This window comes from Clostridium thermosuccinogenes (genome assembly GCF_002896855.1).
GTDB classification, from domain to species: domain Bacteria; phylum Bacillota; class Clostridia; order Acetivibrionales; family DSM-5807; genus Pseudoclostridium; species Pseudoclostridium thermosuccinogenes.
Map to the genome: position 1 here is coordinate 2,490,509 of NZ_CP021850.1, position 22,522 is coordinate 2,513,030.

General features: G+C 41.0%; 18 protein-coding genes. 8 read left to right on the plus strand and 10 right to left on the minus strand.

The window, feature by feature from the left end:
• Positions 1–277 precede the first annotated feature (277 nt).
• Positions 278–541 (minus strand): PepSY domain-containing protein, encoded by a 264-nt coding sequence (locus CDO33_RS10825; RefSeq protein ID WP_242973825.1) that lies wholly within the window; start codon positions 539–541, stop codon positions 278–280.
• Between the two features lie 335 nt (positions 542–876).
• Here CDO33_RS10825 and CDO33_RS10830 point away from each other — a divergent pair, with 335 nt between their 5' ends.
• Complete coding sequence (locus CDO33_RS10830; protein ID WP_103080020.1) at positions 877–1,485, plus strand: methyltransferase family protein; 609 nt, start codon at positions 877–879, stop codon at positions 1,483–1,485.
• Between the two features lie 188 nt (positions 1,486–1,673).
• Here the strand turns inward: CDO33_RS10830 and CDO33_RS10835 are convergent, their stop codons facing one another.
• The gene (locus CDO33_RS10835; protein WP_103080021.1) at positions 1,674–2,099 is read right to left on the minus strand and encodes a hypothetical protein; all 426 of its coding nucleotides are present in this window, start codon (positions 2,097–2,099) and stop codon (positions 1,674–1,676) included.
• Positions 2,100–2,258: 159 nt separating this feature from the next.
• On the opposite strand from CDO33_RS10835, the gene CDO33_RS10840 reads away from it, so the two are divergent.
• Positions 2,259–4,589: an InlB B-repeat-containing protein gene (locus CDO33_RS10840; RefSeq protein ID WP_103080022.1), complete on the plus strand. Its 2,331-nt coding sequence runs from the start codon at positions 2,259–2,261 to the stop codon at positions 4,587–4,589.
• Between the two features lie 176 nt (positions 4,590–4,765).
• Here the strand turns inward: CDO33_RS10840 and CDO33_RS20845 are convergent, their stop codons facing one another.
• Positions 4,766–4,912 carry a hypothetical protein gene (locus CDO33_RS20845; protein WP_161496422.1) on the minus strand — a complete coding sequence of 49 codons (147 nt, stop codon included), beginning with the start codon at positions 4,910–4,912 and terminating at the stop codon, positions 4,766–4,768.
• Positions 4,913–5,131: 219 nt separating this feature from the next.
• On the opposite strand from CDO33_RS20845, the gene CDO33_RS10845 reads away from it, so the two are divergent.
• Both CDO33_RS10845 and CDO33_RS10850 read left to right on the plus strand, forming a co-directional pair.
• Complete coding sequence (locus CDO33_RS10845) at positions 5,132–7,171, plus strand: thioredoxin domain-containing protein (RefSeq protein WP_103080023.1); 2,040 nt, start codon at positions 5,132–5,134, stop codon at positions 7,169–7,171.
• Positions 7,172–7,333: 162 nt separating this feature from the next.
• Positions 7,334–7,945, plus strand: a complete 612-nt coding sequence (locus CDO33_RS10850) for a putative ABC transporter permease (RefSeq protein WP_161496423.1) — start codon at positions 7,334–7,336, stop codon at positions 7,943–7,945.
• Between the two features lie 141 nt (positions 7,946–8,086).
• Here CDO33_RS10850 and CDO33_RS10855 read toward each other — a convergent pair whose 3' ends face one another.
• Entirely contained in the window at positions 8,087–8,995 is a 909-nt protein-coding gene (locus CDO33_RS10855; RefSeq protein WP_242973332.1) for an alpha/beta hydrolase, read from the minus strand.
• Between the two features lie 231 nt (positions 8,996–9,226).
• On the opposite strand from CDO33_RS10855, the gene trxB reads away from it, so the two are divergent.
• Both trxB and CDO33_RS10865 read left to right on the plus strand, forming a co-directional pair.
• Positions 9,227–10,144, plus strand: coding sequence for a thioredoxin-disulfide reductase (gene trxB / locus CDO33_RS10860; RefSeq protein ID WP_103080025.1), 918 nt, complete (start codon positions 9,227–9,229; stop codon positions 10,142–10,144).
• A gap of 103 nt (positions 10,145–10,247) precedes the next feature.
• Positions 10,248–10,757, plus strand: coding sequence for a restriction endonuclease (locus CDO33_RS10865; protein ID WP_242973823.1), 510 nt, complete (start codon positions 10,248–10,250; stop codon positions 10,755–10,757).
• 80 nt (positions 10,758–10,837) lie between these two features.
• On the opposite strand, the gene CDO33_RS10870 is transcribed toward CDO33_RS10865, so the two are convergent.
• From CDO33_RS10870 to CDO33_RS10885, 4 genes are all read right to left on the minus strand, one after another.
• A complete protein-coding gene (locus CDO33_RS10870) occupies positions 10,838–13,006 on the minus strand; it encodes an LTA synthase family protein (RefSeq protein ID WP_242973330.1) in 2,169 nt (722 codons plus the stop codon).
• 326 nt (positions 13,007–13,332) lie between these two features.
• Positions 13,333–14,616, minus strand: a complete 1,284-nt coding sequence (locus CDO33_RS10875) for a homoserine dehydrogenase (protein WP_103080026.1) — start codon at positions 14,614–14,616, stop codon at positions 13,333–13,335.
• Positions 14,617–15,013: 397 nt separating this feature from the next.
• Positions 15,014–16,288: a glycoside hydrolase family 18 protein gene (locus CDO33_RS10880; RefSeq protein ID WP_338053264.1), complete on the minus strand. Its 1,275-nt coding sequence runs from the start codon at positions 16,286–16,288 to the stop codon at positions 15,014–15,016.
• Positions 16,289–16,492: 204 nt separating this feature from the next.
• Positions 16,493–17,035 carry a QueT transporter family protein gene (locus CDO33_RS10885; protein ID WP_103080140.1) on the minus strand — a complete coding sequence of 181 codons (543 nt, stop codon included), beginning with the start codon at positions 17,033–17,035 and terminating at the stop codon, positions 16,493–16,495.
• Positions 17,036–17,859: 824 nt separating this feature from the next.
• On the opposite strand from CDO33_RS10885, the gene CDO33_RS10890 reads away from it, so the two are divergent.
• Both CDO33_RS10890 and CDO33_RS10895 read left to right on the plus strand, forming a co-directional pair.
• Positions 17,860–18,624, plus strand: a complete 765-nt coding sequence (locus CDO33_RS10890; protein WP_103080028.1) for a DeoR/GlpR family DNA-binding transcription regulator — start codon at positions 17,860–17,862, stop codon at positions 18,622–18,624.
• A gap of 373 nt (positions 18,625–18,997) precedes the next feature.
• Positions 18,998–20,269 (plus strand): MFS transporter, encoded by a 1,272-nt coding sequence (locus tag CDO33_RS10895; protein WP_103080029.1) that lies wholly within the window; start codon positions 18,998–19,000, stop codon positions 20,267–20,269.
• A gap of 212 nt (positions 20,270–20,481) precedes the next feature.
• On the opposite strand, the gene CDO33_RS10900 is transcribed toward CDO33_RS10895, so the two are convergent.
• Positions 20,482–21,360, minus strand: a complete 879-nt coding sequence (locus CDO33_RS10900; protein WP_103080030.1) for a sugar phosphate isomerase/epimerase family protein — start codon at positions 21,358–21,360, stop codon at positions 20,482–20,484.
• Between the two features lie 91 nt (positions 21,361–21,451).
• Positions 21,452–22,516: a Gfo/Idh/MocA family protein gene (locus tag CDO33_RS10905; protein ID WP_202849467.1), complete on the minus strand. Its 1,065-nt coding sequence runs from the start codon at positions 22,514–22,516 to the stop codon at positions 21,452–21,454.
• Positions 22,517–22,522 lie beyond the last annotated feature (6 nt).

Below are 22,522 nucleotides of genomic sequence, written 5' to 3' on the forward strand. Positions count from 1 at the left end.
TGTCAATAATTTTTTAATGATAATCGTTAAATTTTATTCGCATATCATTATATTATGACTTTTGAGTTGCTTAACTGATTAATGTGCAGAATACCCTATAAAAGTATGTGCAAATACTACCTGTAGAATTATGGAAAAATATTATTATCTCAAAGGAAGTATCTTATTGTGTATGCAATTTTATATTGAGCAGCACTTTATAAAGGTGAAATTAATAATAAAACAAGGCTTTCGCCCTGCTCTTGCAAAGGATAATTGATGAAATAACCATGAAGTTTCAGATCCAATCGTCATCAATTTCAATCTTTAGTATCTGACCGGTGACCGCATTAACATGAACTTCATATATACCTGATGGAGTACGTATGTCAATTTCATAAACCAATATACCATTTTCATAGTCCAATTCTACTTTTATCACTTGACCAGGAACTTGCTGCAAAGCAATTTGAATCGCTACCTCGCTGTTAATCCGGTAGCTCCTCCAATAAGCATCCCAAAGCCTGTAATACATATTATTGTTGTAGCCGCTGTTAAACATAAAATAAACCCCTCAAAAAATATTAATTCACATTATCATAATATTTATGAGCTTCTAATGTGTTACCTGGTATATGTCATCACCTATTATTTATAGGCTTTTTCTTCAAAAGAAAATGAGATTCTGCCTCCCCATATTTTTCAAAGCCAATCTGTATCCGTTTCATTTTTGATAATCTGTCTAATCTGTAGACCAACAAACATCTTTGTGGACATAGTATTTTGAAATTTGAGCTTAAATCTTTTTAGTAAAATTTTCTTGATTTTTTCTATAACATAGTGTATTATTAATATATGAATGATTGTTCATATGAACATATATAGGGAGGAATCAATATGCGTATAACTGATATTATTTCCTTAATATTACTAATTACTTTTGGAACCGGATATATCTTAAAGTTGGTACTATTAAAACAAAGGAATAAAATTAATGCTAATGTATTGGCAAAAGGGAGCAAAGATTTTTCAACTTATAGTGCGGAAATGTTTGTTAGGGTCTCAAGTTCATTGTGGTTACTGACTTGGATATCTGAAATATTTTTTCATATTCAAATATCCTCTCTTATTGGTTTCTTGTTCTTTAATGACTATACGACATTTATAGGCATTATAATAACAGCTTTAGGAGTAGGTACATTTATTTTAGCAACTATTTTTATGAAAAGCTCTTGGAGAGTAGGTATAGATAAAAATACAAAGACAACTCTTGTAACTGAGGGTATCTACAAATTTAGCAGAAACCCTGCTTTTGTAGGTTTCAATTTGATGTTTTTGGGTCTATTTGTTACTTATGCTAACATATTTACCTTAATTATTTTGGTCATTAATGCGATTGCCTTCCACTTATTAATTTTGCAAGAGGAAAAGCATCTGCTTGCTATGTTTGGTGATGATTATGAGAGGTATAAAAGAAAAGTTCCAAGGTACTTTTTAATATTTTAGAATTTGACTATATTTATCTTGTGAGGTTTAAGGGTATGGAAAGTTATGCTTGAAGCGTTTTATAATACTAAACTATAGCAAAAGAAAAAGACCCTGCTTTATATTAGCTACAAGGTCTCTCAATATTTCCATTATCACATAATATAATATTGATTACTCATCTGTGATACTCTGGTCAAATTCAGGCTTTACTTTTTGCTGGCTGCAAGCCTAATAAATCCAACATATTCACCTGCATCCTTTTTCAGAATAGCAGTATCCTGTGGCCAAGGATTTTTGCCAACCTTATCTTGTGCTTCCTTCCATTTAACATACATCATGCAGCCTTGCGGCATTGTGTCAGCAACCTTAATGTCAACCAAACCTGTTCTTTCCCACAGCTTTTTCCACCAGCCAACCGTATGCCAACTCCAGCAGTCCTGCCCCCAGAAGTCTTTTAAGTGCTCCGGAACACCATCTGCAAAGTCTTTCATAAGTCCGGGCAACACAACACCCAATATTCCACTTGGAGTTAAAAACTTCAGCAGATAATTCAGGTACAAATCATCTGTCCCAAAATAGATATAGGAGTCAACACATACAGTTGCGTCAAAGAAATCTTCAGCAAAGGGCAAATTCCTTGCATCGCCAAGTATGGGGTAGATTTTTTTATCAAGGCCTTGCTGTCTTATTCTGTTGTAAGAGAATAAAAATTAGCAGAAGTTTCTTGAAATATAAATCATTCTATTGTATCGTAAATATATCAACAAGCTGGCCTGGGAGGTAATAATTCAATGAAAAAACTATTATTATCAATTCTGTTTGTTTCTATGATTTTTGCTTTATTTGCACAAATACCTGCATATGCGCTCGATACAACAACATTCACAATTGAAAATAGAACTGGTTTTACCGTAAGATTGAAATCAAACTCTTTAGTTTTTACCTATGAAGTCCCAGATGAAATTGAATATGAGAGTGCCGTCATTAGTTTATATAATGGCCAAGCAGAAGTTTATTCAGCGGCTTATGATATCGATAAGATTAACGGAGCAAAAATCGACTTAACCGGCTTTGCAGATGGTTTGTACAGGATGGAGGTTATCTATTTTCCTGTAGGTACAGCAGAACTTATTGAGGCTATGATGATTTTTAAATCGGTAGAATCTTCCGTTATCCTGGAAAATGAGGAACTATATCAGATACGTTCGTATGAAAATGATGATGGCTTCGGATATAGTATGGAAAGGCTAAGAGCCTGGGCAAATGCCATAAGGTCAAATTTAAAAATTAAGGACTATGACGGAGACGGTAAACCGGACAAGTATAGCCCTTACCTTTTTTCTTCCTATGAAGAGGCTTATGAAGAAGCTTACCACACTGTTTTTTACATGCTTAACAGTGGCGAATCCCTATTAGACTATCTCAATGTTCCCGAATATATTAAAATTACCGGTGGAAAAGCAAGCTTTAATTTTAATGATGCATATTTCACCCACATGAAACGCTTAGAGAATTTAAGAACTGACGAATATGCACTTGATTGCTACAAGAACAAAGGGATACTTACTGACCTGAAATATGCTGATGTAGTTAAACAGGCTCAGATTATAACAGACGGAATATCCGACGATTATAAGAAAGCAAAAGCCATACAGCAGTGGGTTACCCGCAATGTTATATATGATTTTGGAGTTATGGTAGGAGCTACCTCTGTATATGTATCAGCTCCCGATGTATTAAAAAACAGAGTGGCTGCATGTGAAGGATTTGCCAACTTAACAGTGGCACTTTTGCAAGCTGTAGGTATCCCGGCTAAAAAGGTTACAGGTACTGGAAATGGAATACCCCACGCCTGGACCGAGGCTTTTGTTGATAACAGGTGGGTCTTCATTGATTCAACATGGGGTGATATGTATTTTGATATGCCACCAGCACTGTATTCAGCATCGCATCTTGCAGAGGGTGTTGATTATGAAATCGCTAAGGACAAAGAATTATGGGATGGCACATTATACTTTTTTGATATGAACATAGGTAAAGTTGTTAAAGAAGTAAAGAATTTCCCCTTGAACGGATTAGTAACATCAACCTATGGTTTCGATATTAATGATTTATATTTTGATCCTGCATGCACAAAGCCGTTCACTCTCGATACGCTCAAAGTCGATTCATTAAATCGTACCATATTTGTAAGTAGGCCAAAAGATTGTACAGTCGCCTATCATATCCAGCTGGATAACGAGTATAAGTCACTGGTACCCTATGTTATAGGTACAGAAGGCGATGATATAATCAGTTCTGTGACTGTACCTTACGGCTCCAAGATAACACCTCCCAAACCGCCTGTTAAGGACGGATACACTTTCATTGGCTGGTATGACAGCATTAATATTGAAGATGCAAAGCTATGGGATTTTGAAAAAGACATAGTGACTGAGGATATGATGTTTTTAGCGTGCTTTATTAAAGAATCCGCATCATACACTGTCAGTTTCAATTCCAATGGAGGCACGGCAGTAAAAAGCTCAAAGGTAAAAGCCGGCAAAACCATCACGAAACCAGCTGACCCTACGAAAAAGGGCTACAGGTTTATAGGTTGGTATAAAGATAGTAAATGCACTAAGCCTTGGAACTTTGCGACTGACATAGTAACTGCAGACACTACACTTCACGCCGGATGGATTGATGCTAATGCAATAGCTGCAATACCCACATCCTCCAGAATCTATGTAAATGGAAGACTGATGGAATTTGAAGCTTATACGATAAATGGCAACAACTACTTCAAGCTTCGTGATATAGCCAGAGCTGTCAGAGGCACGGACAAAAACTTTGAGGTAACATGGGATGGTGCTAAAAATGCCATCAACCTGATCTCTAATCATGACTATACTTCTGTTGGTGGCGAGTTGACCAAGGGCGATAAAAAAGCTAAGGCAGCGACCGTGTGTACTTCGACTATTTATAAGGATGGAGAAATAGTGAACTTATCAGCGTATACCATCAACGGCAACAACTACTTTAAACTGAGAGATATCGCCCAAGCCTTTAATATTGCTGTTTCTTGGGACGGCAAGACAAATTCCATAATTATAGATACATCCAAAGATTATGTACCGTAACATGCTGAAGTTCACAAACTTAATATATTAAAATATATTAAGTTTGTGAACTTCATTTAGCAAATTAAACCAATGGACACCATCCATTGTTGTTTCTTCATAAACTGATAAATCTAAGGTTTAAAATTTTTCAATTTGTTTTCTAATAATGCTTTCGTCTTTTATTGGAGCAGGTTTCATGAAATCACAAGAGTCTCCGCCCACTCTGCGATTTGTTTCCAATATGGGGCAATCATTATTTCTTTCCATGCATTTTGTGCTTTGCCCACATTATCGATATAATTCTGCATCATTTTGTAAGGGTATAAGAATTTCAATTCCATTTAAACTTCTCCTAATTTAGGTTTTTATTGTTCCTGATTTTATCATATTGTTTATTTCACGCTCAATAGAATGATTTATTACAGTCATTCTATACTCTTTTAAATTTGCATACAAAATTGCATAAGTTCAAATAATACTTAAGTGGTAAAAAACTAATAGTAAAGGACAATAAAGCTTGTTAGCATTCACTTTATAAATGAAAGGAAGGTGATGCCCACATGCCAGCTAATAAGCAAGCCAATAGACTGATCCATGAGAAGTCCCCTTATCTGTTGCAGCATGCCTACAACTCCGTGGATTGGTTTCCATGGAGCGATGAAGCTTTTGAAAAAGCGAAAGCAGAAGATAAACCCATCTTCCTTTCCATCGGCTACTCCACCTGCCATTGGTGCCATGTCATGGAGAGGGAATCCTTTGAAGATGACGAAGTGGCTGAAATTCTAAATAAGCATTTTGTGTCCATAAAGGTCGACCGGGAGGAACGCCCGGATATAGACAATATATATATGTCTGCCTGTCAGGCTCTTACCGGACACGGGGGCTGGCCACTGACCATTTTCATGACCCCGGAAAAAAAGCCCTTTTATGCCGGGACCTATTTCCCCAAAAATGACCGAATGGGCATGCCGGGGCTTATTTCCATCCTGAACAGGGTGGTAAAAGCATGGCAGAGGGATAGGGACACTCTTGTCGAGTCCAGCCATCAAATTACCGAAGCGCTCGGCCGGCAGGACGAATTCTCGGAAGATGAGTTGCCCGCCGATACAATACATGAAGCCTATTCCGATTTCAAGGAAGACTTTGATGCTGAATACGGAGGCTTCGGAAGAGCGCCTAAATTCCCTACTCCCCACAATCTTCTTTTCCTCCTTCGATACTGGCATGCGGAAAAAGTGGAAAATGCCCTGCACATGGTGGAAAAGACGCTGGATTCCATGTACAGGGGAGGTATTTACGACCATATAGGTTTTGGTTTCTGCCGGTATTCCACCGACCGTAAGTGGCTTGTGCCCCACTTTGAAAAAATGCTGTACGACAATGCACTGCTCGCAATGGCGTATCTGGAAGCTTACCATGCTACTGGAAAGGAACAGTATGGGAGCATTGCCCACCAAATTTTTGAATATGTGCTGAGGGATATGACCTCTCCCGAAGGTGGGTTCTATTCAGCGGAGGATGCCGATTCCGAAGGCGTGGAGGGGAAATTCTATGTATGGTCTGTGGAAGAAATAGAGCAGGTATTGGGAAAAAACGCCGGAGAAAAGTTTTGTCAATACTTCGATATCACTCCAAGAGGCAATTTTGAAGGAATGAACATATCCAACCTGATAAAAGGTGCTGTTCCCGAAAAGGACAAGGAATTAATGGAGCAATGCAGAAAAAAGCTCTTTGAACACAGGGAAAAAAGAGTCCGGCCTTTCCGGGATGACAAAATCCTCACCGGGTGGAACGGTTTGATGATAGCATCTCTGGCTGCAGGCGGCAGAATACTCAACGAAGAAAAATATACCAAGGCTGCCGAAAAAGCCGCCAATTTCATTTTCACCCGGTTAATAAGGGAGGACGGGCGCCTGATGGCCCGCTACAGAGAAGGACAAGCAGCCCTCCCGGCATATGTCGATGATTATGCTTTTATGGTGTGGGGACTTACTGAGCTGTATGAGACCACCTACAACCCCGAGTATCTGCAAAAAGCTATTAAGCTAAACAGCGACATGTTGGGTCTTTTCTGGGACGAGGAAAAGGGTGGCTTATTTTTATATGGCAGCGACAGCGAGCAGTTGATCCTGCGTCCCAAGGAGGTTTATGACGGAGCAGTGCCTTCAGGGAACTCGGTTGCCGCGCTGAATTTTTTGAAGCTTGCCCGGCTTACAGGACAACATGAACTGGAAGAAAAGGCTGCCCAAATGTTTAAACTATTCGGCAGCAGTGTAAAACGTGCTCCACGGGCTTACTCATTTTTTATGACTGCCTTCCTTTACTCCCAAGTTCATACAAAAGAGGTAGTCATAGTGGGCAGGTCTACGGAGAAAAATACGGAATCAATGATAAAAGCACTGAGAAACGAATATAGGCCCTTTACCCTTTCCCTGCTTTATACCGAAAAGGAACCTTATTTATCTGGCCTGGCTCCTTTTATTGCGGATTATAAAGCTCTGGAGGAAAAAACCACTGCCTATGTATGCAGGAATTTCACCTGCCATGCGCCCACCAGTGACGTGGAGCAATTAAAAAGGCTGCTGGACAGCCCTAATTAGCCCATGAATTACCTTTAATTTTTATGAGATTTGATAAATGAAGCTGAAGCAACCCTGATGATGGGTTCCGTTTCAGCTTTTTTCCTATATGCAGATTCCTATTTTTACCTTCCCCGGCATATGATTAATTATATAGCAATTCTTTATGGCGCGGGGGGACTTATGGAAAATTCCAATATTGTCAGCTGCAGATGGAAAAATATCATTATCTATTTTATCATATATTCCTTTGTAGGATGGTGCATGGAAACTGCCTATGCGTTTTTCTCCCAGGGGCGGTTCGTAAACCGTGGATTTTTGTATGGCCCCTTCTGCCCTGTTTACGGGTTTGGAGCACTTATACTGATTATTTTATTAAAGCCTGTAAAACACAATATTCTGCTGATGTTTACAGGCTCTGCAATACTGACATCGATACTGGAGTACATCACAGGATTCCTTTTGGAAACAGCTTTTGACAGAACCTGGTGGGATTACGGCAATGAACCTCTCAACCTTCATGGCAGGATATGCTTGAGGAACTCTCTGCTTTGGGGTATGTTCGCATTGCTGTTCATCTATGTGCTCCACCCTGCTATCAAACGAATTGTACGCCTTATTCCCAATAACATAAAAACTGTAACAGTATATCTGATTACCTTTTATATCATTTTCGACACATTCATGGTTACATACTCCCTGACAAGCTCAGGAGCCGATTCCAATCCCGTATACAGGATATTGGGCGGCATTTATTCCGGCCTCGACCATATAAAAGCTATGATCTTAAAGTGACGCTCTATATGATTTTCAGAAAACAAGTAAACTCTTTGTACGCTTTTTCTAATCTATTTAGTACCCTTTTTGCAATTTTTTCAGCAATACTTTCTTATATGAGATACTCATAAGAAGGTGAAGCAAGTTTGCCCTCTAATCTCAAGTGAGCAGCCCTATCTCCATTAAAAAATCTCCTACCAGCTTATCATATTCCTCCCGGTTATTCCAGTAAGATTCCACATGTTCCGAGTTAGGTGCAATATACAATTTTTTATACCCTTTTTTGCGGTTGTACATTTCAATGCTCATTTCCTTGGGTATATACATGTCATTCTCTCCATGGATGAAGAATACCGGACATGTACACTTCTCGATGTCCCTGACCGGCGAAATATCAGAGAACCTTGCACCTGTACGAAGTCTTGCAAAAAATACCGCCAGCTGTAAAACCGGAAATGCCGGAAAATGAAAATCATTTTTCATACGGATTTTAAACAATTTCAGAATGTCGGAATAAGGACAGTCGGCTATGCAGAAAGACAGCCTTGGATCTATGGCCGAATGCTGGAGGACCGTTGCCGCCCCCAGGGACTCTCCCATGGTGCCGATTTTGCAGTCCTCTCCCAACCTGTTGTATAGCCAATCCACGACGGTTTTTAGGTCATTCTTTTCATAAAAGCCGAATGTTGTATTTTTGCCTCCTGTCCTGCCGTGATACCTATGGTCGTAGATGAGCACATTAAAGCCTCTTTTCAGAAACATGCCTGCATACTTTACACAGCCATAAAGGGTCCATGTAATTCCATGGCATATGATTACGGCTTTTTTTGAATCCTTTACAGGAAAAAAGAGGCCGTAAATTTTATATCCGTAGGGAGATTCTATGTATACTTCTTCCTTTTCCAGGCTGGAAAACTCCTCTTCTTTAATCCTGCCGTTTTCCAATTCATAGCGGTAGGTTTCATCCGGTGAGTGTGTCTTTGGGTGAACCACCGCTCCTGACAGGTATAAGGATGTTACCAGCAGGATAACCAGCATGGACAGAAAAACTACGGAAATAATATACATACTCTATCACACCCCAAAAGAACCGGTTTAATCCTTCATAAACTGTTTTGATTTGAACTATGGAAGCTGCCTGTCTTGCGGCAGTACTTATATAATTTGCACTTTAGCTCTCTTTTATTATTAGCATATTATGCTATAATCCTATTTGACATGGGTATATAATATAATAGCATCAGGAGATTATAACTACATATCCGTTTATTTATCAATTGACAAGGAGAGGTGCTAAAAGTGCATGATGTGATAATAGTTGGAGGCGGTCCTGCAGGTTTTACCGCAGCATTGTATTCATCCAGAGGCATGCTGGATACCTTTCTGATTGAAAAGCTGGTTTCCGGCGGACAGATGGCAACGACATACATGATGGAAAATTATCCGGGTTTTGAAGAGCCCATCAGCGGTCCGGACTTGGCGCTGCGCATGGAAGGCCAGGCAAGGAAATTCGGTACAAAGGTGATAAATGACGATGTTGTGGAGTTGAAACTGGACGGCAAAATCAAGACAGTAAGGACGACAAAGCAGGTTTGTGAAAGCAAGGTCGTTATCCTGTGCATGGGCGCTTCCCCCAAAGAGCTGGGACTACCCAAAGAAAGGCAATTCAGAGGTGCCGGAGTATCCTTCTGTGCTACGTGCGACGGTGCCTTTTACAAAGGCAAGACTGTGGCAGTTATCGGTGGCGGTGATACAGCCGCTGAAGATGCTATTTTTCTTACCCGCTTCTGCGACAAGGTGTATATGATACACAGAAGGGATTCTCTGAGAGCTATAAAGCTTCTCCAGGAGGAAATAAAGAGCAATCCAAAAATTGAGATCATCTGGGACACTGTTGTGGAAGAAATTGTCGGCAACTTTGAAGTTGAAGGCATAAAGACAAGGAATCTCAAAACCAATGAAACAAAATTTATAAAGCTGGATGGTATTTTCGTGGCCATAGGCTCCAGCCCTAATACTGAGCTGGTAAGGGGAATGGTTGATCTGGATGAAAACGGTTATATCATAACTGATGAAAATATGGCGACCAATATCCCAGGAGTATTTGCAGCCGGCGACATACGCCATAAGACCCTGAGACAGGTTATTACAGCTGCGTCCGATGGAGCTATTGCCGCTTATATGGCTGAGAAATATATAAACGAAAACAAGTGGTAATTTTAAGCCCATCACCCGGATTACAAACATTGGACCCAATATTTACAAAACTATCCTTGCATTTATTCTCGTTCCGGTAGCAAAATATAGATGGGTGATGATAATGCTGTTTTTTTATATGTTTTCTTCTCTGCTATTGCTGATGATAGTTATGGTAGTAGAGATGGCCGCAGTCCTGATTTATAGCATATACTACAAAATTAAGATAAACAATCTCCTGGAAGCAGTAACTACAAGGGAAGATTTGCTGTTTATGCGGTTTAAGGACCTTCTGAACCTAACGGCTGAAATATTCAGGAGAAAAGGATACAAAGTCAGGATAACGGATAAATGCGGAGAAGAAGGAAATGGCCTCATATTGGACGACAAACAGTTTGTTGAAGTATGGAAGCATTCCCTGCATCATATGGTGGATGTGGAAACTGCAATGAAACTGGCCAAATGCATGCAGGTAAATTCAATTTACAGGGGTAAGCTGATAAGCCTCGGGGATTTTAAGCAAAACACCAGAACCTATTGTCATAAAAACGTAATAGAGTGCATCAATGGGGAGCAACTGGTGCAGATGTGCAAAGAAGTCCAAAGAAGAAATATAGCCTTTGAAGGAAACTAGCTGCCGGAGAAATGACAAAAATTCATCCCACCGGCAATGGCCCATGGCTAATCAGAAAGCTCAGTAGATACATCCGCCTTTTAGTTCCCCTTGGGAAGCACTCGGTCATAATAATCGGTATCAAGAATCTTTTCAGAATACAGGAATTTATCAGCCACAATACTGTTTATTAACTCTATATAGGCACTGTCGTTTCCGCTTCCATCGGTAAAAACAGCAGTATCGGTAATGGAGTTGTACATAGCCCTTTCGGTGATCCAGCTTCGGTTTGAAAAGATCACCAGAGGAGGAGCATCGCTCAATATATCGCTTCCCATCAGCAGCCGGGAATCGTATTCAAGACCAAACAGATTTGACAGCGTCGGAATAATATCAAGGCTTGAGCATGGTTTATCCACCACTACAGGGTCCATCCCCTTTTTCCAAAGAATAAAAGTGCTTTTATACAGTTCAAAATTGTTCTCAACCTTATGACCTGCCAATTCGTCAATACATTCTCTGGGCAATCCGTAGGGATAATGGTCTGCACTTATGGCGATAACGGTTTTGTCAGCAATACCTGCTTCTTCAAGCCTCTCAATGAGCGTCCTTACGGCAAACTCCAGCTCCAGGTTGCAGGCGATATATGCTTTTGATTCATCGGAATAAGGCAGGTGTTCAACATACTGCTTGTTTTTCATTGCAATGTTATTCCCATAAAAGTTATAATTCATATGTCCACTGATGGTCATATAATACGCATGAAAAGGCTGTAAACCTATAAACTCCCCTGTGGTTACCTCGATCATTTCCAGGTCGGATTCCGGCCAGGTTTCTTTTATGTTAAGCCCGTTGCCTACAGCCTTGAAATCATATCCCATATTCGGATGAGATATATGCCTTTTGTAATAAGTATAGGTATGATTATGGTAAGCCTTTGTTGTATAGCCCAGTTTTTTAAACTGGTTGCCCATGGTAAAAGGCATGTGGTTTTTTCCGGATTTGGCCATGCTCCATGTTCCTGTCTTGGGAATAAGCCCCGTGCACGCCACATATTCCCCATCCGTCGTGCTGACTCCCCAGACAGGGTTATAAAAATTATTGAACACAAAACCTCTTTTTGACATTTCATACAGGGTTGGGGTAAGCTCAGGGCTTAATGCATAGGGAGCAAAGGATTCGGCCGTTATCATTATAAGATTGTCGCCTTTGAACATGCCGGTATATTCATTCTTTTTCGTAGGCTGCAGGGTGGAAAAATACCTGTGCATATCAAGGATTGCAGGATTCTTTTCCCCTTCTGTCAACGCCTTGAAGTCAATGTCCATAATATTATATATGTCATAGGGACTGGTTTCAGCTTTTGGCATTCCTGTTTCGCTGCCGATGTCCATCCTATCGGATTTGCTGTTATCTTCTGAATTGCTTTCATTCATGCCGATGCCACCGGAAGAATCGCTTGAACCAACACTTTTCCCGTCTTTACCTTCCTCTTCGTTCCCTGCTCTATTATCCTGGATACGTCCTGTGTTTTGTCCATCCGGCCTTGAAAAAACTTCTGCAGCTTTATGATCACTACCAAAGCCGAAAATGAGACGCTGGATATCCAGCCTCATCGTCGTAAGAAGCCCCAGCCTGCTAACCGACAGTTCCGGTGAAAAGGTCTTGTAATACAAGGTATATTGGGACAGAGTATTTTTATTCGTCATATTTACACACGCAATGCTCACGGTAAAGCTGATCAGGCAAAAGACCAGGACTCCGGCAGCAGTCTCCGGTTTTACTCTGAAAAAAGAAAACCTTCTGTGGAATATGATAAAAAGCATCATTGGGACGAGCAGTAAAATTACCGCAGCTATATTCTTAAGTATTGCGGATATTACAATATCCTTTAAACGCAATGCATCCCCGGCACCGGTTATGGAATAAAGCGACAGGGGAGTTCTGAATATGCAAAAATATATAAGCTGCACACTGTAAACCAAAAACAGGAGCTTGATGAATATGAACGCCAGAATTTTATTTATCCTTTCCTTAAAAATACCACATGCCAGGAACAAAACAACGCCGCAGGAGAAAGAAAACAACACGGGAAAGATAAAATCGAGGCTCATATTCTTAAAAATCCATAACCTGTAAACAAGTTCATAATAATTAACAAGGCCTATAAAGAAAATCAAAAGCCGGTACTTGTTTAAAAAAGGCCCTATCCTATTCACCCTATCGTGAATCTGACGCTTAAGCATCTCGGACATCCGATAATTGAGCATCTTTTTTCTCCGAAAAGCATTATTTGTAGTTCTTTACAAAGTTGGTCGAAAATCACCAGATGAATATTATATTTAGCTGTAAGTCTGATTTGATGCTCTAAAATAGGGTAATTTCAACCAACAGTAGAAAGAACCTTATTTATATATATTAAATATAACACCTCATACTTGCTATTTTATCAGCATTAACCAAATTAGGGCAATATCTCTTCCCATAACTTTTAATCCATAATATTAAATTTATATAATCGATGTGCATGAGCTTTGAGTATAAATTCTCAGCAAAATATCTCAGACACCTGCATGTCAAAGGTTTTTTCTATTCCCTATCTCTCAACTCTTATTACATTTTCCACCTTGATTACTTCATCCAGGCGCCTTATATCTTCTATAGCCTTCCCCATGGACAGCTCTTTTGCCTTATGAGTAACAAAAATCAACGGCACTTCCCCCCTGTTGTGATCTTTTTGAATAACGGAAGCGATGCTTACATCATGTTTTCCGAATATTCCCGCGATTTTTGCCAGTACCCCCGGCTCATCCTTTACGGTAAGACGTATGAAAAATTCCGTTTCCCAGTCCTCGATCATTGTTATTTCCGGAGATATCCTATCCTCATTATAGAAGGTCGAATAGAGGTTCCTTCCTTTCTGCTGGCAAGCCGTAACAATGTCCGAAACAATGGCGCTTCCCGTCGGCAAATCCCCTGCTCCCCTTCCGTAAAGCATCAGGTTCCCTACCGCATCTCCTTTGACAAATATGGCATTATATGAGTTGCGTACAGAAGCCAGAGGATGGTCCATAGGAATGAAGGTTGGATGTACACGGGCTTCTATGCTTGTCCCTTGTTTTTTGGCGATAGCCAGCAGTTTGACTGCAAATCCCAGCTCCTTGCCATAATTGATGTCCTCAACCGTAATGCCGGAAATTCCTTCCCTGTATATGTTATCTATATGAATTCTTGCATGAAATCCTATCGATGCCAGAATGGACAGCTTGTACATGGCATCAAAGCCTTCCACGTCCGAGGTCGGGTCAGGCTCTGCATACCCACGCTGCTGAGCATCGGCCAGTATTTCTGCAAAATTCCTGCCTTCCTCCGACATTTTAGTTAGAATGTAGTTGGTGGTGCCATTAATGATGCCCATGATCTCGTACACATTGTTGGCTTGCAGGGATTCCCGCATGACTTTAATAACCGGTATGCCTCCGGCGACGCTGGCCTCATAGTAAAGCCCTACACCATACGCCCGGGCAGCCTTCTCCAGCTCAGGCCAGTGTTTTGCCAAAACTTCTTTGTTCGCAGTAACCACTGTTTTTCCGTTGGATAAGGCTTTCAATATGTATTCCCTTGCCGGTTCCGTCCCTCCCATGAACTCAGCTACAATCGATATCTCTGGATTTTTCACTATATCGTCCACATTGTCGGTCAATACGTTTTCATCAACTTCTATGCTCCTCTTCTTCCTTACATCTCTTACCAGTATCTTTTCTATCTTTATGTCCAATCCATCCCGGTGAGATATATCAGCACCATTTTCCTTCAAGATCTTATACACACCCGTACCTACGTTTCCAAAACCAAGAAGTCCGATTTTAACAGTCTCCACCGCTTGTTTTCCTCCTTTTTGCATATGTTCTTCAACATTAATGCTTTTGTAATTTCATATATAAACGCTTTAAACCATAGATTCAGCTTTGCAAAAACTCTTTGACCCGTCCGGTTGCCGCCATACCCTTTTTGCATATGAAATAGTACGCTTATTAAAATAGTCTGCCAATACCGGAAAAAGCATATTGTCCCTGCAGTTTAAATTTGCCTTCCTGTTTTACATAACCAGTTCTTCCTATGCTTTAGCAAACTGTCCGGTTCTTTAAATCCCTTATATAATCTTATATAATATTTTAAATATATGAGCGAAAAATACAAGGCTTAGGCAAAATTAAAAGGAACCTTTCTCCAATAAAGGCAGGTTCCTTTTATCCCCCTTTGGCTTATAACCATTTTTATACCAGCTTGCTGATTTCAAAGCTGTCCTCCAGCACATACCAGTTCTGGGGAAATTCCAGGGTAAGCTCCCAATAACTCACTCCCCGGAGCCCATATTCCTTAACTACATTATATTTTGCCTGCACACTCCGGGCATCCTCAAACCACACCTCATGGTTTGCTCCGTTTTCATCGGTATAGAAGAAGTAGGGAGATTGATATATATAGTTGTACCGGATTTCTGCCCCATACCGCGCTGCGCGTCTTACTGCCTCCTGGGGAGATATGATCTCTGCCCGGGTGACACCCTGTACATAGGGAAGCCTCCAGTCATACCCATATAAAGGCACTCCCATCATTATTTTATTCCGGGGTATGGCTGTCACCGCATAATCCAGCACTTTCCTCACCTCATTTATCGGAGCAACCGCCCAGGGGCGACCGCCTACCCATCCCCATTCATAGGTCATCAGAATGACAAAATCAACAATACTGCCATGGGCAGGATAATCATGAGCTTCATAAAGGGTTCCGGCCTGGCCGGCGCTTATCTTCGGGGCAAGAGCCGTAGAAACCTTGTAACCTTCCGGACGCAGCCTGTTTACCACACGCCGGAGGAATTGATTATATGCTTCCCGGTCATTGGGATACAGATATTCGAAATCTATGTTCAGACCTCCATATCCTTTCTGCCGCATTATGCTCATAATATTATCCAGCAGACGGTTCTGCACCTGTACGCTGCTCAGTACCGCATGAGCCAGTTCGGAATCAAATCCGTTTTCCCCGAAATTTGTTACTACCATCAGAGGCATTACCCGCTCTCTTCTGGCTGCTTCCAGCACTCCAGCGTCATCCAGCACGTTGAGGTCCCCATTGGGTCTTATGCTGTAACTAAAAGGCGACAAATAGGTAAGAAAATCTCCGGTATAGTTAACAACTTGCGCTCCGGATGCTCCCATCCTCGTTATATACCCATTAACCTCAGCCGACCTTCTGGGAATCCGCAGCACCTGGCCTACGTATATAAGCGCAGGATTTGTGATCTGATTCGCTTCCGCCAGGGATTGGAGAGAGACGCCGTAGCGTCTTGCTATAGTGTATAAGGACTCACCCCTTTGTACCACATGCGTACCGCTGGGGGTGGGAATAACCAACGCCTGGCCCACCACAAGCACATTTGGGTTTGAAAGCTGGTTTGCCTGAATTATCTGGTTGACGCTGACCCCATAATATCTGGAAATCTGCCAAAGGGTATCGCCTCTATTCACAACATGGATTTGCACCTGCATACCTCCAAAAATTACTTCATACATTAATTTATTAATTATGCTTCGAATATGTTCTTAATGATTCGTCGGGGTATGCAAATAGATGCAAGTTAATATTACAGCATAGGTAATATCATATTTGATTGAATCCCTTCGGAACTGCAATTCCTCACTTTAATTATCTGAACTCAAACCAAATTTAATAAAGTAAAGCAAAAATGTCTGTCATTTTGCAAATATAGCCTTTCTGGATTTCTCCAAAAGCAGAATCAAAGGATAACCCAGTCCATAGCATGCTACCAGCTCTCCAAAAGCTACCGTTGCCATGCTTATCAAAAGCGGTACCTGATACAGGTAAGTAAGTTCCATTCCGATAATGACACCATTTACTATTACCGGAGGCAGAGGCACCAGGTATTTTTTGGGCATCTTATAAGTCATAAATGCAGCAATCAGCGTCGCAGCGCTGCCAAAAATCATGTCTATCGGTCCCAATCCTCCATAAATATTGGCTATCAGGCAGCCTACAAACAACCCCGGAATAGCTGCCGGTGTGAACATCGGAAGTATTGTCAGAGCCTCTGATACTCTTATCTGTATCTGGCCGTTTTGCCCAAAACTGATAGGAGCAAATATGATGGTCAAAGCTGCATACATAGCAGCAATAACAGCTGCTTCAGTTATAAATCTTGTTTTTTTCAATCTAGCATTCCCCCATTTTTTAATTTTAGTTAGTCGATGACAAGTTCTAAGACATAAAAAATGCATCGACGGCATGTCCCATGTATACATGTATATATAAAGAGAAAATCACCGGTGAACTCCTCAAAGCTATGGAATGATCATCATATCACTTTATGCATGAACCAGGACTGCATCCATTTATTATTATGAGTTTTATACCCCAGGCATATTTATTCACCTGTTTCGTCCGCAAAACCATCCTGCCCAGAAGCATAAAAAAAAGGGCATACCCTGCCCACAGTACTATATTCGTACCTAAAAAGTCCGTAGTTTTGTTTATAGACAGGATGGTTTCGAACTGTCTTATTAAATTGAGTATAATTATAGCAGAAGCATATTAAATAAGCAAGCATTTATTCTTTTGGCAATTCATGCATCCGAGCGCTTTCCGTGGAATATGTAAAGGGCTGCATTAAAGTGCAGCCCTTGCATGAGGATTTGTGCTCTCGACTTCCATCTCAAGAAGTTTTCATAAGTTATTTTGCACATATTAAAGGAACTTTATGCATGATAAAAAATATGGAGTTGTGTCAGGATTTTGTTTATTTGGTTGAAGTTATTTGAGAAAGAATATATAATAAGGGTATGATTTTATCCATTGATGAGGATGACATTTAATTTTATATTAGCAAGTTGATTTCATCATCAGGTTAGTTGAAGGCTGTAAAAAGAGTATGAAAACGACCTTCAGCAGCAAAATATGAAGTATTATGGTGTTTATGCATATCTGAAGCAATAAGGAGAATGTGAAAGTTTATAATCCATGGACAACAAAGCACATAATTACATGAAGAATCGGTAGAGAAAAAGCAGCGCGCAAGAAAACAAGCAAAAAAGGAGTGAGCATATTGTTAGCAGAGGAAAGGTATGAAAAGATTCTGGAACTGTTGGAACAGGACCGCTCCGTAAAAGTATCCATGCTGACAAAGCTTTTTGGTGTATCCATTGAAACTATAAGAAGAGATCTCGAGCACCTTGAAAAGCAGGGACTTCTCGAAAGAGTTTACGGAGGTGCGGTATTATCAAAGATCAGCAGCAGGCAGCTTCCCTTCAAAGCCCGTGAAAAGGAGCATCTGGAAGAAAAGCAGGAGATTGCAAGGATTGCTTCCCGCTTTATTTCCGAAGGTCAGTCCATAGCTGTTGATGCCAGCACCACCGCCTTTGAAGTGGTAAAAGTCTTAAAAAGCAAATTTCAGAGGCTTACAGTGCTTACCAATTCGCTTCATGTTGCAAATGAATTGTCCAATATGGAAAAATACAATGTGATTTTAACCGGAGGTATTTTGGAAAGTGAGGAATTATCCCTTTCCGGTATGCTCACCGAATATGCTATCAGTCAATTCAATATTGATACTGCTTTTATAGGGGTCAGCGGAATTTCTCTTAAAGACGGCCTTACAGATTACAGGTTTGACCAGTTGCCCATACAGAAAAAAATGATTGAAGTCTCCCAGCAGTCTATTGTGCTTGCCCATAGCGATAAATTTGATTCTGCTTCCCTGATAAAAATCTGTGATTTGGATCAAATCAATATGATCATCACCGATTCAAAAATCAAGCCCAATGTATTGGAAAGGTATCAGAAGGCCGGTATAGATATTATTAACAAATAAATCTAATCTTATGTTTTTATAAAGTTCATACATAATACTTGAGTTATGCATGTGAGAATTTGTGTATATTGCTGAAATTATGAATTTATAGAACCTGAGCAGATTTTTAAAATAAATTACTAAAAAAATATTTATAAAACTAGAGCTTTAATAAAACCTAATTGCACAAAAAATAATAATTACTCCATATAAATACACATGAATGCTTTACTTTACACACAAAACATGATAGTATTTGTTGTGATGGATATAGTATTCTGAAGATTCCGTTGCAGCTTTGCTCTATATCTGTCTCTGTTATTTGTTTATAAGTATAAGATTTGCACCGGTCAAGGGTCGTGTACATTATTTAACATGGGGGCAAGCACGTTCTATGAAAGAAAAACTTCTAAAAAGCTGGCAGATGCGAATCTTTATCCTTTGCTGGATCGCATATGCCTTTGTTTATTTCGGGAGAGTAAACATATCTGTAGCCATACCCGAAATACAAAACGAATTCGGATGGGACAAGTGGCAAGTAGGGCTGATAGGAAGCCTTTTTTTCTGGATATATGGCATAGGGCAGTTGATAAACGGAAATATCGGTGACAGGATTTCCAGCCGCGTTCTGATTTTTGAGGGGCTTTTTGTAACTGCTCTTGCCAACCTCTTTTTTGGTCTTTCCGCAAGCTTTCCGGTGATGATAATACTATGGTCACTCAATGGATATTTTCAATCCACATTGTGGGGACCAATTACTAAAACCTTGTCTTTCTGGTTTTCTCATGAAAGCCGGGGCAAGGTGGCAATATGGATATCCACATCAATGGTCGGTGGATATTTGCTGGCCTGGGGCCTTTCCGGACAGATACTGGCTTTGTTTACCTGGCGTTGGGCATTTTGTATCCCGGGAGCCGCCATATTGGTATATTCTGCAATATGGTATCTTAAGATGAAGAACCACCCAATGGAGGTAGGTCTTGAATCTCCCAACAAATATGTGAATACCAAGCCGGACAGTGACACCTCCACCTATTCCGGGTTATCCTTCTTTCAGGTTTTTCTCAAAACCAAATTATGGTATGTGGTCATAGCATGTTTGACTCAGGGTATAATCAAAGACGGCATATCCCTATGGGGTCCTACGCTGCTGAAGGAAACTCACAACCTGGACATGGAATCCACCTCAGCCCTTATTGTTTTCATACCACTGATGAACTTTGCAGGCATCATGATGGCAGGATGGCTGAATAAAAGGCTGGGCAACAAGGAAAAACTGGCAACCGCCGTGCTCTTTGCCTCAGGAATGTTTTCCATCCTATTGCTGGTGTACTTGGGTAAATTAAGCCCGATTGCAGGCTTGATCTTTTTGGGGCTTTCATCAGCTGCCATGTATGGGGCAAACACCCTTTTACTGGGGGTCATACCCATGAATTTTGCCAAATATAACAAAGTGTCATCCATAGCCGGATTTCTGGATTTCTGTTCATATCTGGCAGCAGGGTGCACTGCATCCATCACGGGACTCATTGTTGATAAGCTTGGCTGGAATGGTGTTCTGTCCGTATGGATTGTCTCTTGTGTAATAGGCGTCGTATCCCTTATGTCCAGCTGGAAAAGCGAAGAAAAACCAGGCTCGCCGACGCAGTTGTCAGCTCTTAGTTGACAGAAAGCAGTATCCCCTTTTATATAAAAATGCCTTGAAAGCTTAATACACTGATCTTTCAAGGCATTTTTCATTATTGCTCCAGTTTAAAATTGATCTTGGCTAAAAATTGATCCTGTATAAATATTGATTCTTTTTAGGTTGCTTCAGCATTGACTTTTATCAATCAATAGCCAATGCATGCCGGCTGCCAGCAGCCAAATATCAAATCCTTATGCACCGATCTGTTCCAGATATCTTTTGAGATTCTTCAGACCGATAGCTATACCCTGCAGGGGATCTTCCATACCCTCAAATTCTATGGAAAGAACACCTTTATATCCGGCATTTTTCATTATCTTCAGGCATTGAAGGATAGGAACATCTCCATGTCCGATGATGGCACCGCGCAGGTAATTGCCTCCCCTGGACATGAACCAGCCATCCCCCGGGTTTGGCATCATGCCGGATTTGACATGGAAATCCTTAGCATGCACATGGAAAGCATATGGCATCATTCTTCCTACTGCTTTGGCAGGATCTTCGTCTGCACAGAGGAAATTGCCCATATCCACAAGAGCTCCAAAGTTAGGATGATTTACGCCGTTAATCAGTTTTTCCACTCTCTCGCTGTCCTGGCAGAAATAGCCATGATTTTCCACCATCGTTTTTATGCCAAGCTCCGCAGCAAATTCGGTAACAGCCCGGCATCCTTTTACAAGTATCGGCAAAACATCGTCAAACCCTCTCGCTCCCTTGTAAGAAGCCGGTACACCCCAGGTAGAGTCATGACGCATTCCCGGTGCGCCAAGAATGTGTGCCACTCGGACTTCTTCCTTAAGACGCTCTACTTCAGCCTGCCAGTCTCCGTTGGAGCCGTTGAGGAAATCAGCAGCGATGGTGTAGTTTCCCATCTCTATACCCACTCTCTCACACTCTTCCCTTACCTTCACGGCAAAGGACGATGGTGTTTCGCCCTCAGGCAGATTAAAGCCTGCAAATTCTATGACATCAAATCCCATTTCTTTTGCTTTTGCAATAACATCTATCTGCTTCATGATTCCGGCGTTTACCAACCTACTGAAGCTATATGAGCTAACACCTATTTTCATATATCACACCTGCCTTTATTCGTTTACTAGCTTTGTTATGCTTCCCGGCAAAACAGATTAATCACTGAAATCCATAACGGAAAACCATCTATCATGGTCTTATAACTACTTCCCTGCCGGTTCTTGATGATTCATATACAGCATCCAGTATCTTCATGAGCTCCAAACCATCTTCCGCAGGGCTTAAGCACTCTGTGCCATTGGCTACACAGTCCACAAAGTGGGCTATTTCATTCTTGAATATGGCGTTAAACCAATCGGTGTCCCTGGTAACTCTTGGAGTTATGTCAACAAGATAATCATCCATCTCTGAGTACAGCTCCAGATTCGGTTCCATCTTCGCACCGGCTTTTGTACCAAAAATTTCGATATTTCCGGTATCATCCTTTAAATTGAGGCTGAAACTGGTTTCCACCGAAAGAACAGCACCGTTATCAAATTTGATCATTGCCAGAGCCATGTCTTCTACATCGCTATAGTCGCTGTAATCGGAGGCTTTGTACCTTTCAAGGCCTTTGATATGGGCCCTGGGTCCAATATTGCTGTAGGTTGCTCCTGTTACCGATACTGCCTTAGGTTTGCCCATTAGGTACCGTACGAGGTCTATGACATGAACGCCAAGGTCTATGAGAGATCCGCCTCCGGATCGTTTAATATCGGAAAACCATCCGCCCGGATTTCCACATCTTCTGAGATAGGATGCTTTTGCGAAATATATATCTCCCATGCGTCCGTTGTCGATAAAGTCTTTAAATATTTTGGTATCGTTTCCGAACCTTCTTACAAATCCCACCATAAGCAATTTGCCGCTTTCCTTTGATGCCTGCAGCATTTCCTCAGCCTGCTGTGCATTCATTGCCATGGGCTTTTCGCACAACACATGCTTTCCGGCTTTGAGCGCAGCTATTGTGGCCGGCGCATGGGCATTATTCCATGTGCATACACTTACCGCATCCAGCTCCTCAAGCTTTAGCATTTCATTATAATCGGTAAATGTATGTTTAACTCCATATTTTTCAGCAAAAGCCTTTACTCTTTCCTCATTGAGGTCGCAGGCTGCATAAACTTCTACATTATCCAGGGCAGTATACCCCACCATATGGGCATGGCTAATATTCCCAGTACCTATAATGCCTATCTTTACTTTTTTTGACACGTAAAT

What these genes read in the sequence shown, in the direction of transcription:
- CDO33_RS10825 (WP_242973825.1), bottom strand. Translation starts at nt 541, where the DNA reads ATGTTTAACAGCGGCTACAACAATAATATGTATTACAGGCTTTGGGAT.
- CDO33_RS10830 (WP_103080020.1), top strand. Translation starts at nt 877, where the DNA reads ATGCGTATAACTGATATTATTTCCTTAATATTACTAATTACTTTTGGA.
- CDO33_RS10840 (WP_103080022.1), top strand. Translation starts at nt 2,259, where the DNA reads ATGAAAAAACTATTATTATCAATTCTGTTTGTTTCTATGATTTTTGCT.
- CDO33_RS20845 (WP_161496422.1), bottom strand. Translation starts at nt 4,912, where the DNA reads ATGGAATTGAAATTCTTATACCCTTACAAAATGATGCAGAATTATATC.
- CDO33_RS10845 (WP_103080023.1), top strand. Translation starts at nt 5,132, where the DNA reads ATGCCAGCTAATAAGCAAGCCAATAGACTGATCCATGAGAAGTCCCCT.
- CDO33_RS10850 (WP_161496423.1), top strand. Translation starts at nt 7,334, where the DNA reads ATGGAAAATTCCAATATTGTCAGCTGCAGATGGAAAAATATCATTATC.
- CDO33_RS10855 (WP_242973332.1), bottom strand. Translation starts at nt 8,995, where the DNA reads ATGTATATTATTTCCGTAGTTTTTCTGTCCATGCTGGTTATCCTGCTG.
- CDO33_RS10865 (WP_242973823.1), top strand. Translation starts at nt 10,248, where the DNA reads ATGCTGTTTTTTTATATGTTTTCTTCTCTGCTATTGCTGATGATAGTT.
- CDO33_RS10870 (WP_242973330.1), bottom strand. Translation starts at nt 13,006, where the DNA reads ATGCTCAATTATCGGATGTCCGAGATGCTTAAGCGTCAGATTCACGAT.
- CDO33_RS10880 (WP_338053264.1), bottom strand. Translation starts at nt 16,288, where the DNA reads ATGCAGGTGCAAATCCATGTTGTGAATAGAGGCGATACCCTTTGGCAG.
- CDO33_RS10885 (WP_103080140.1), bottom strand. Translation starts at nt 17,035, where the DNA reads ATGCATTTTTTATGTCTTAGAACTTGTCATCGACTAACTAAAATTAAA.
- CDO33_RS10895 (WP_103080029.1), top strand. Translation starts at nt 18,998, where the DNA reads ATGAAAGAAAAACTTCTAAAAAGCTGGCAGATGCGAATCTTTATCCTT.
- CDO33_RS10900 (WP_103080030.1), bottom strand. Translation starts at nt 21,360, where the DNA reads ATGAAAATAGGTGTTAGCTCATATAGCTTCAGTAGGTTGGTAAACGCC.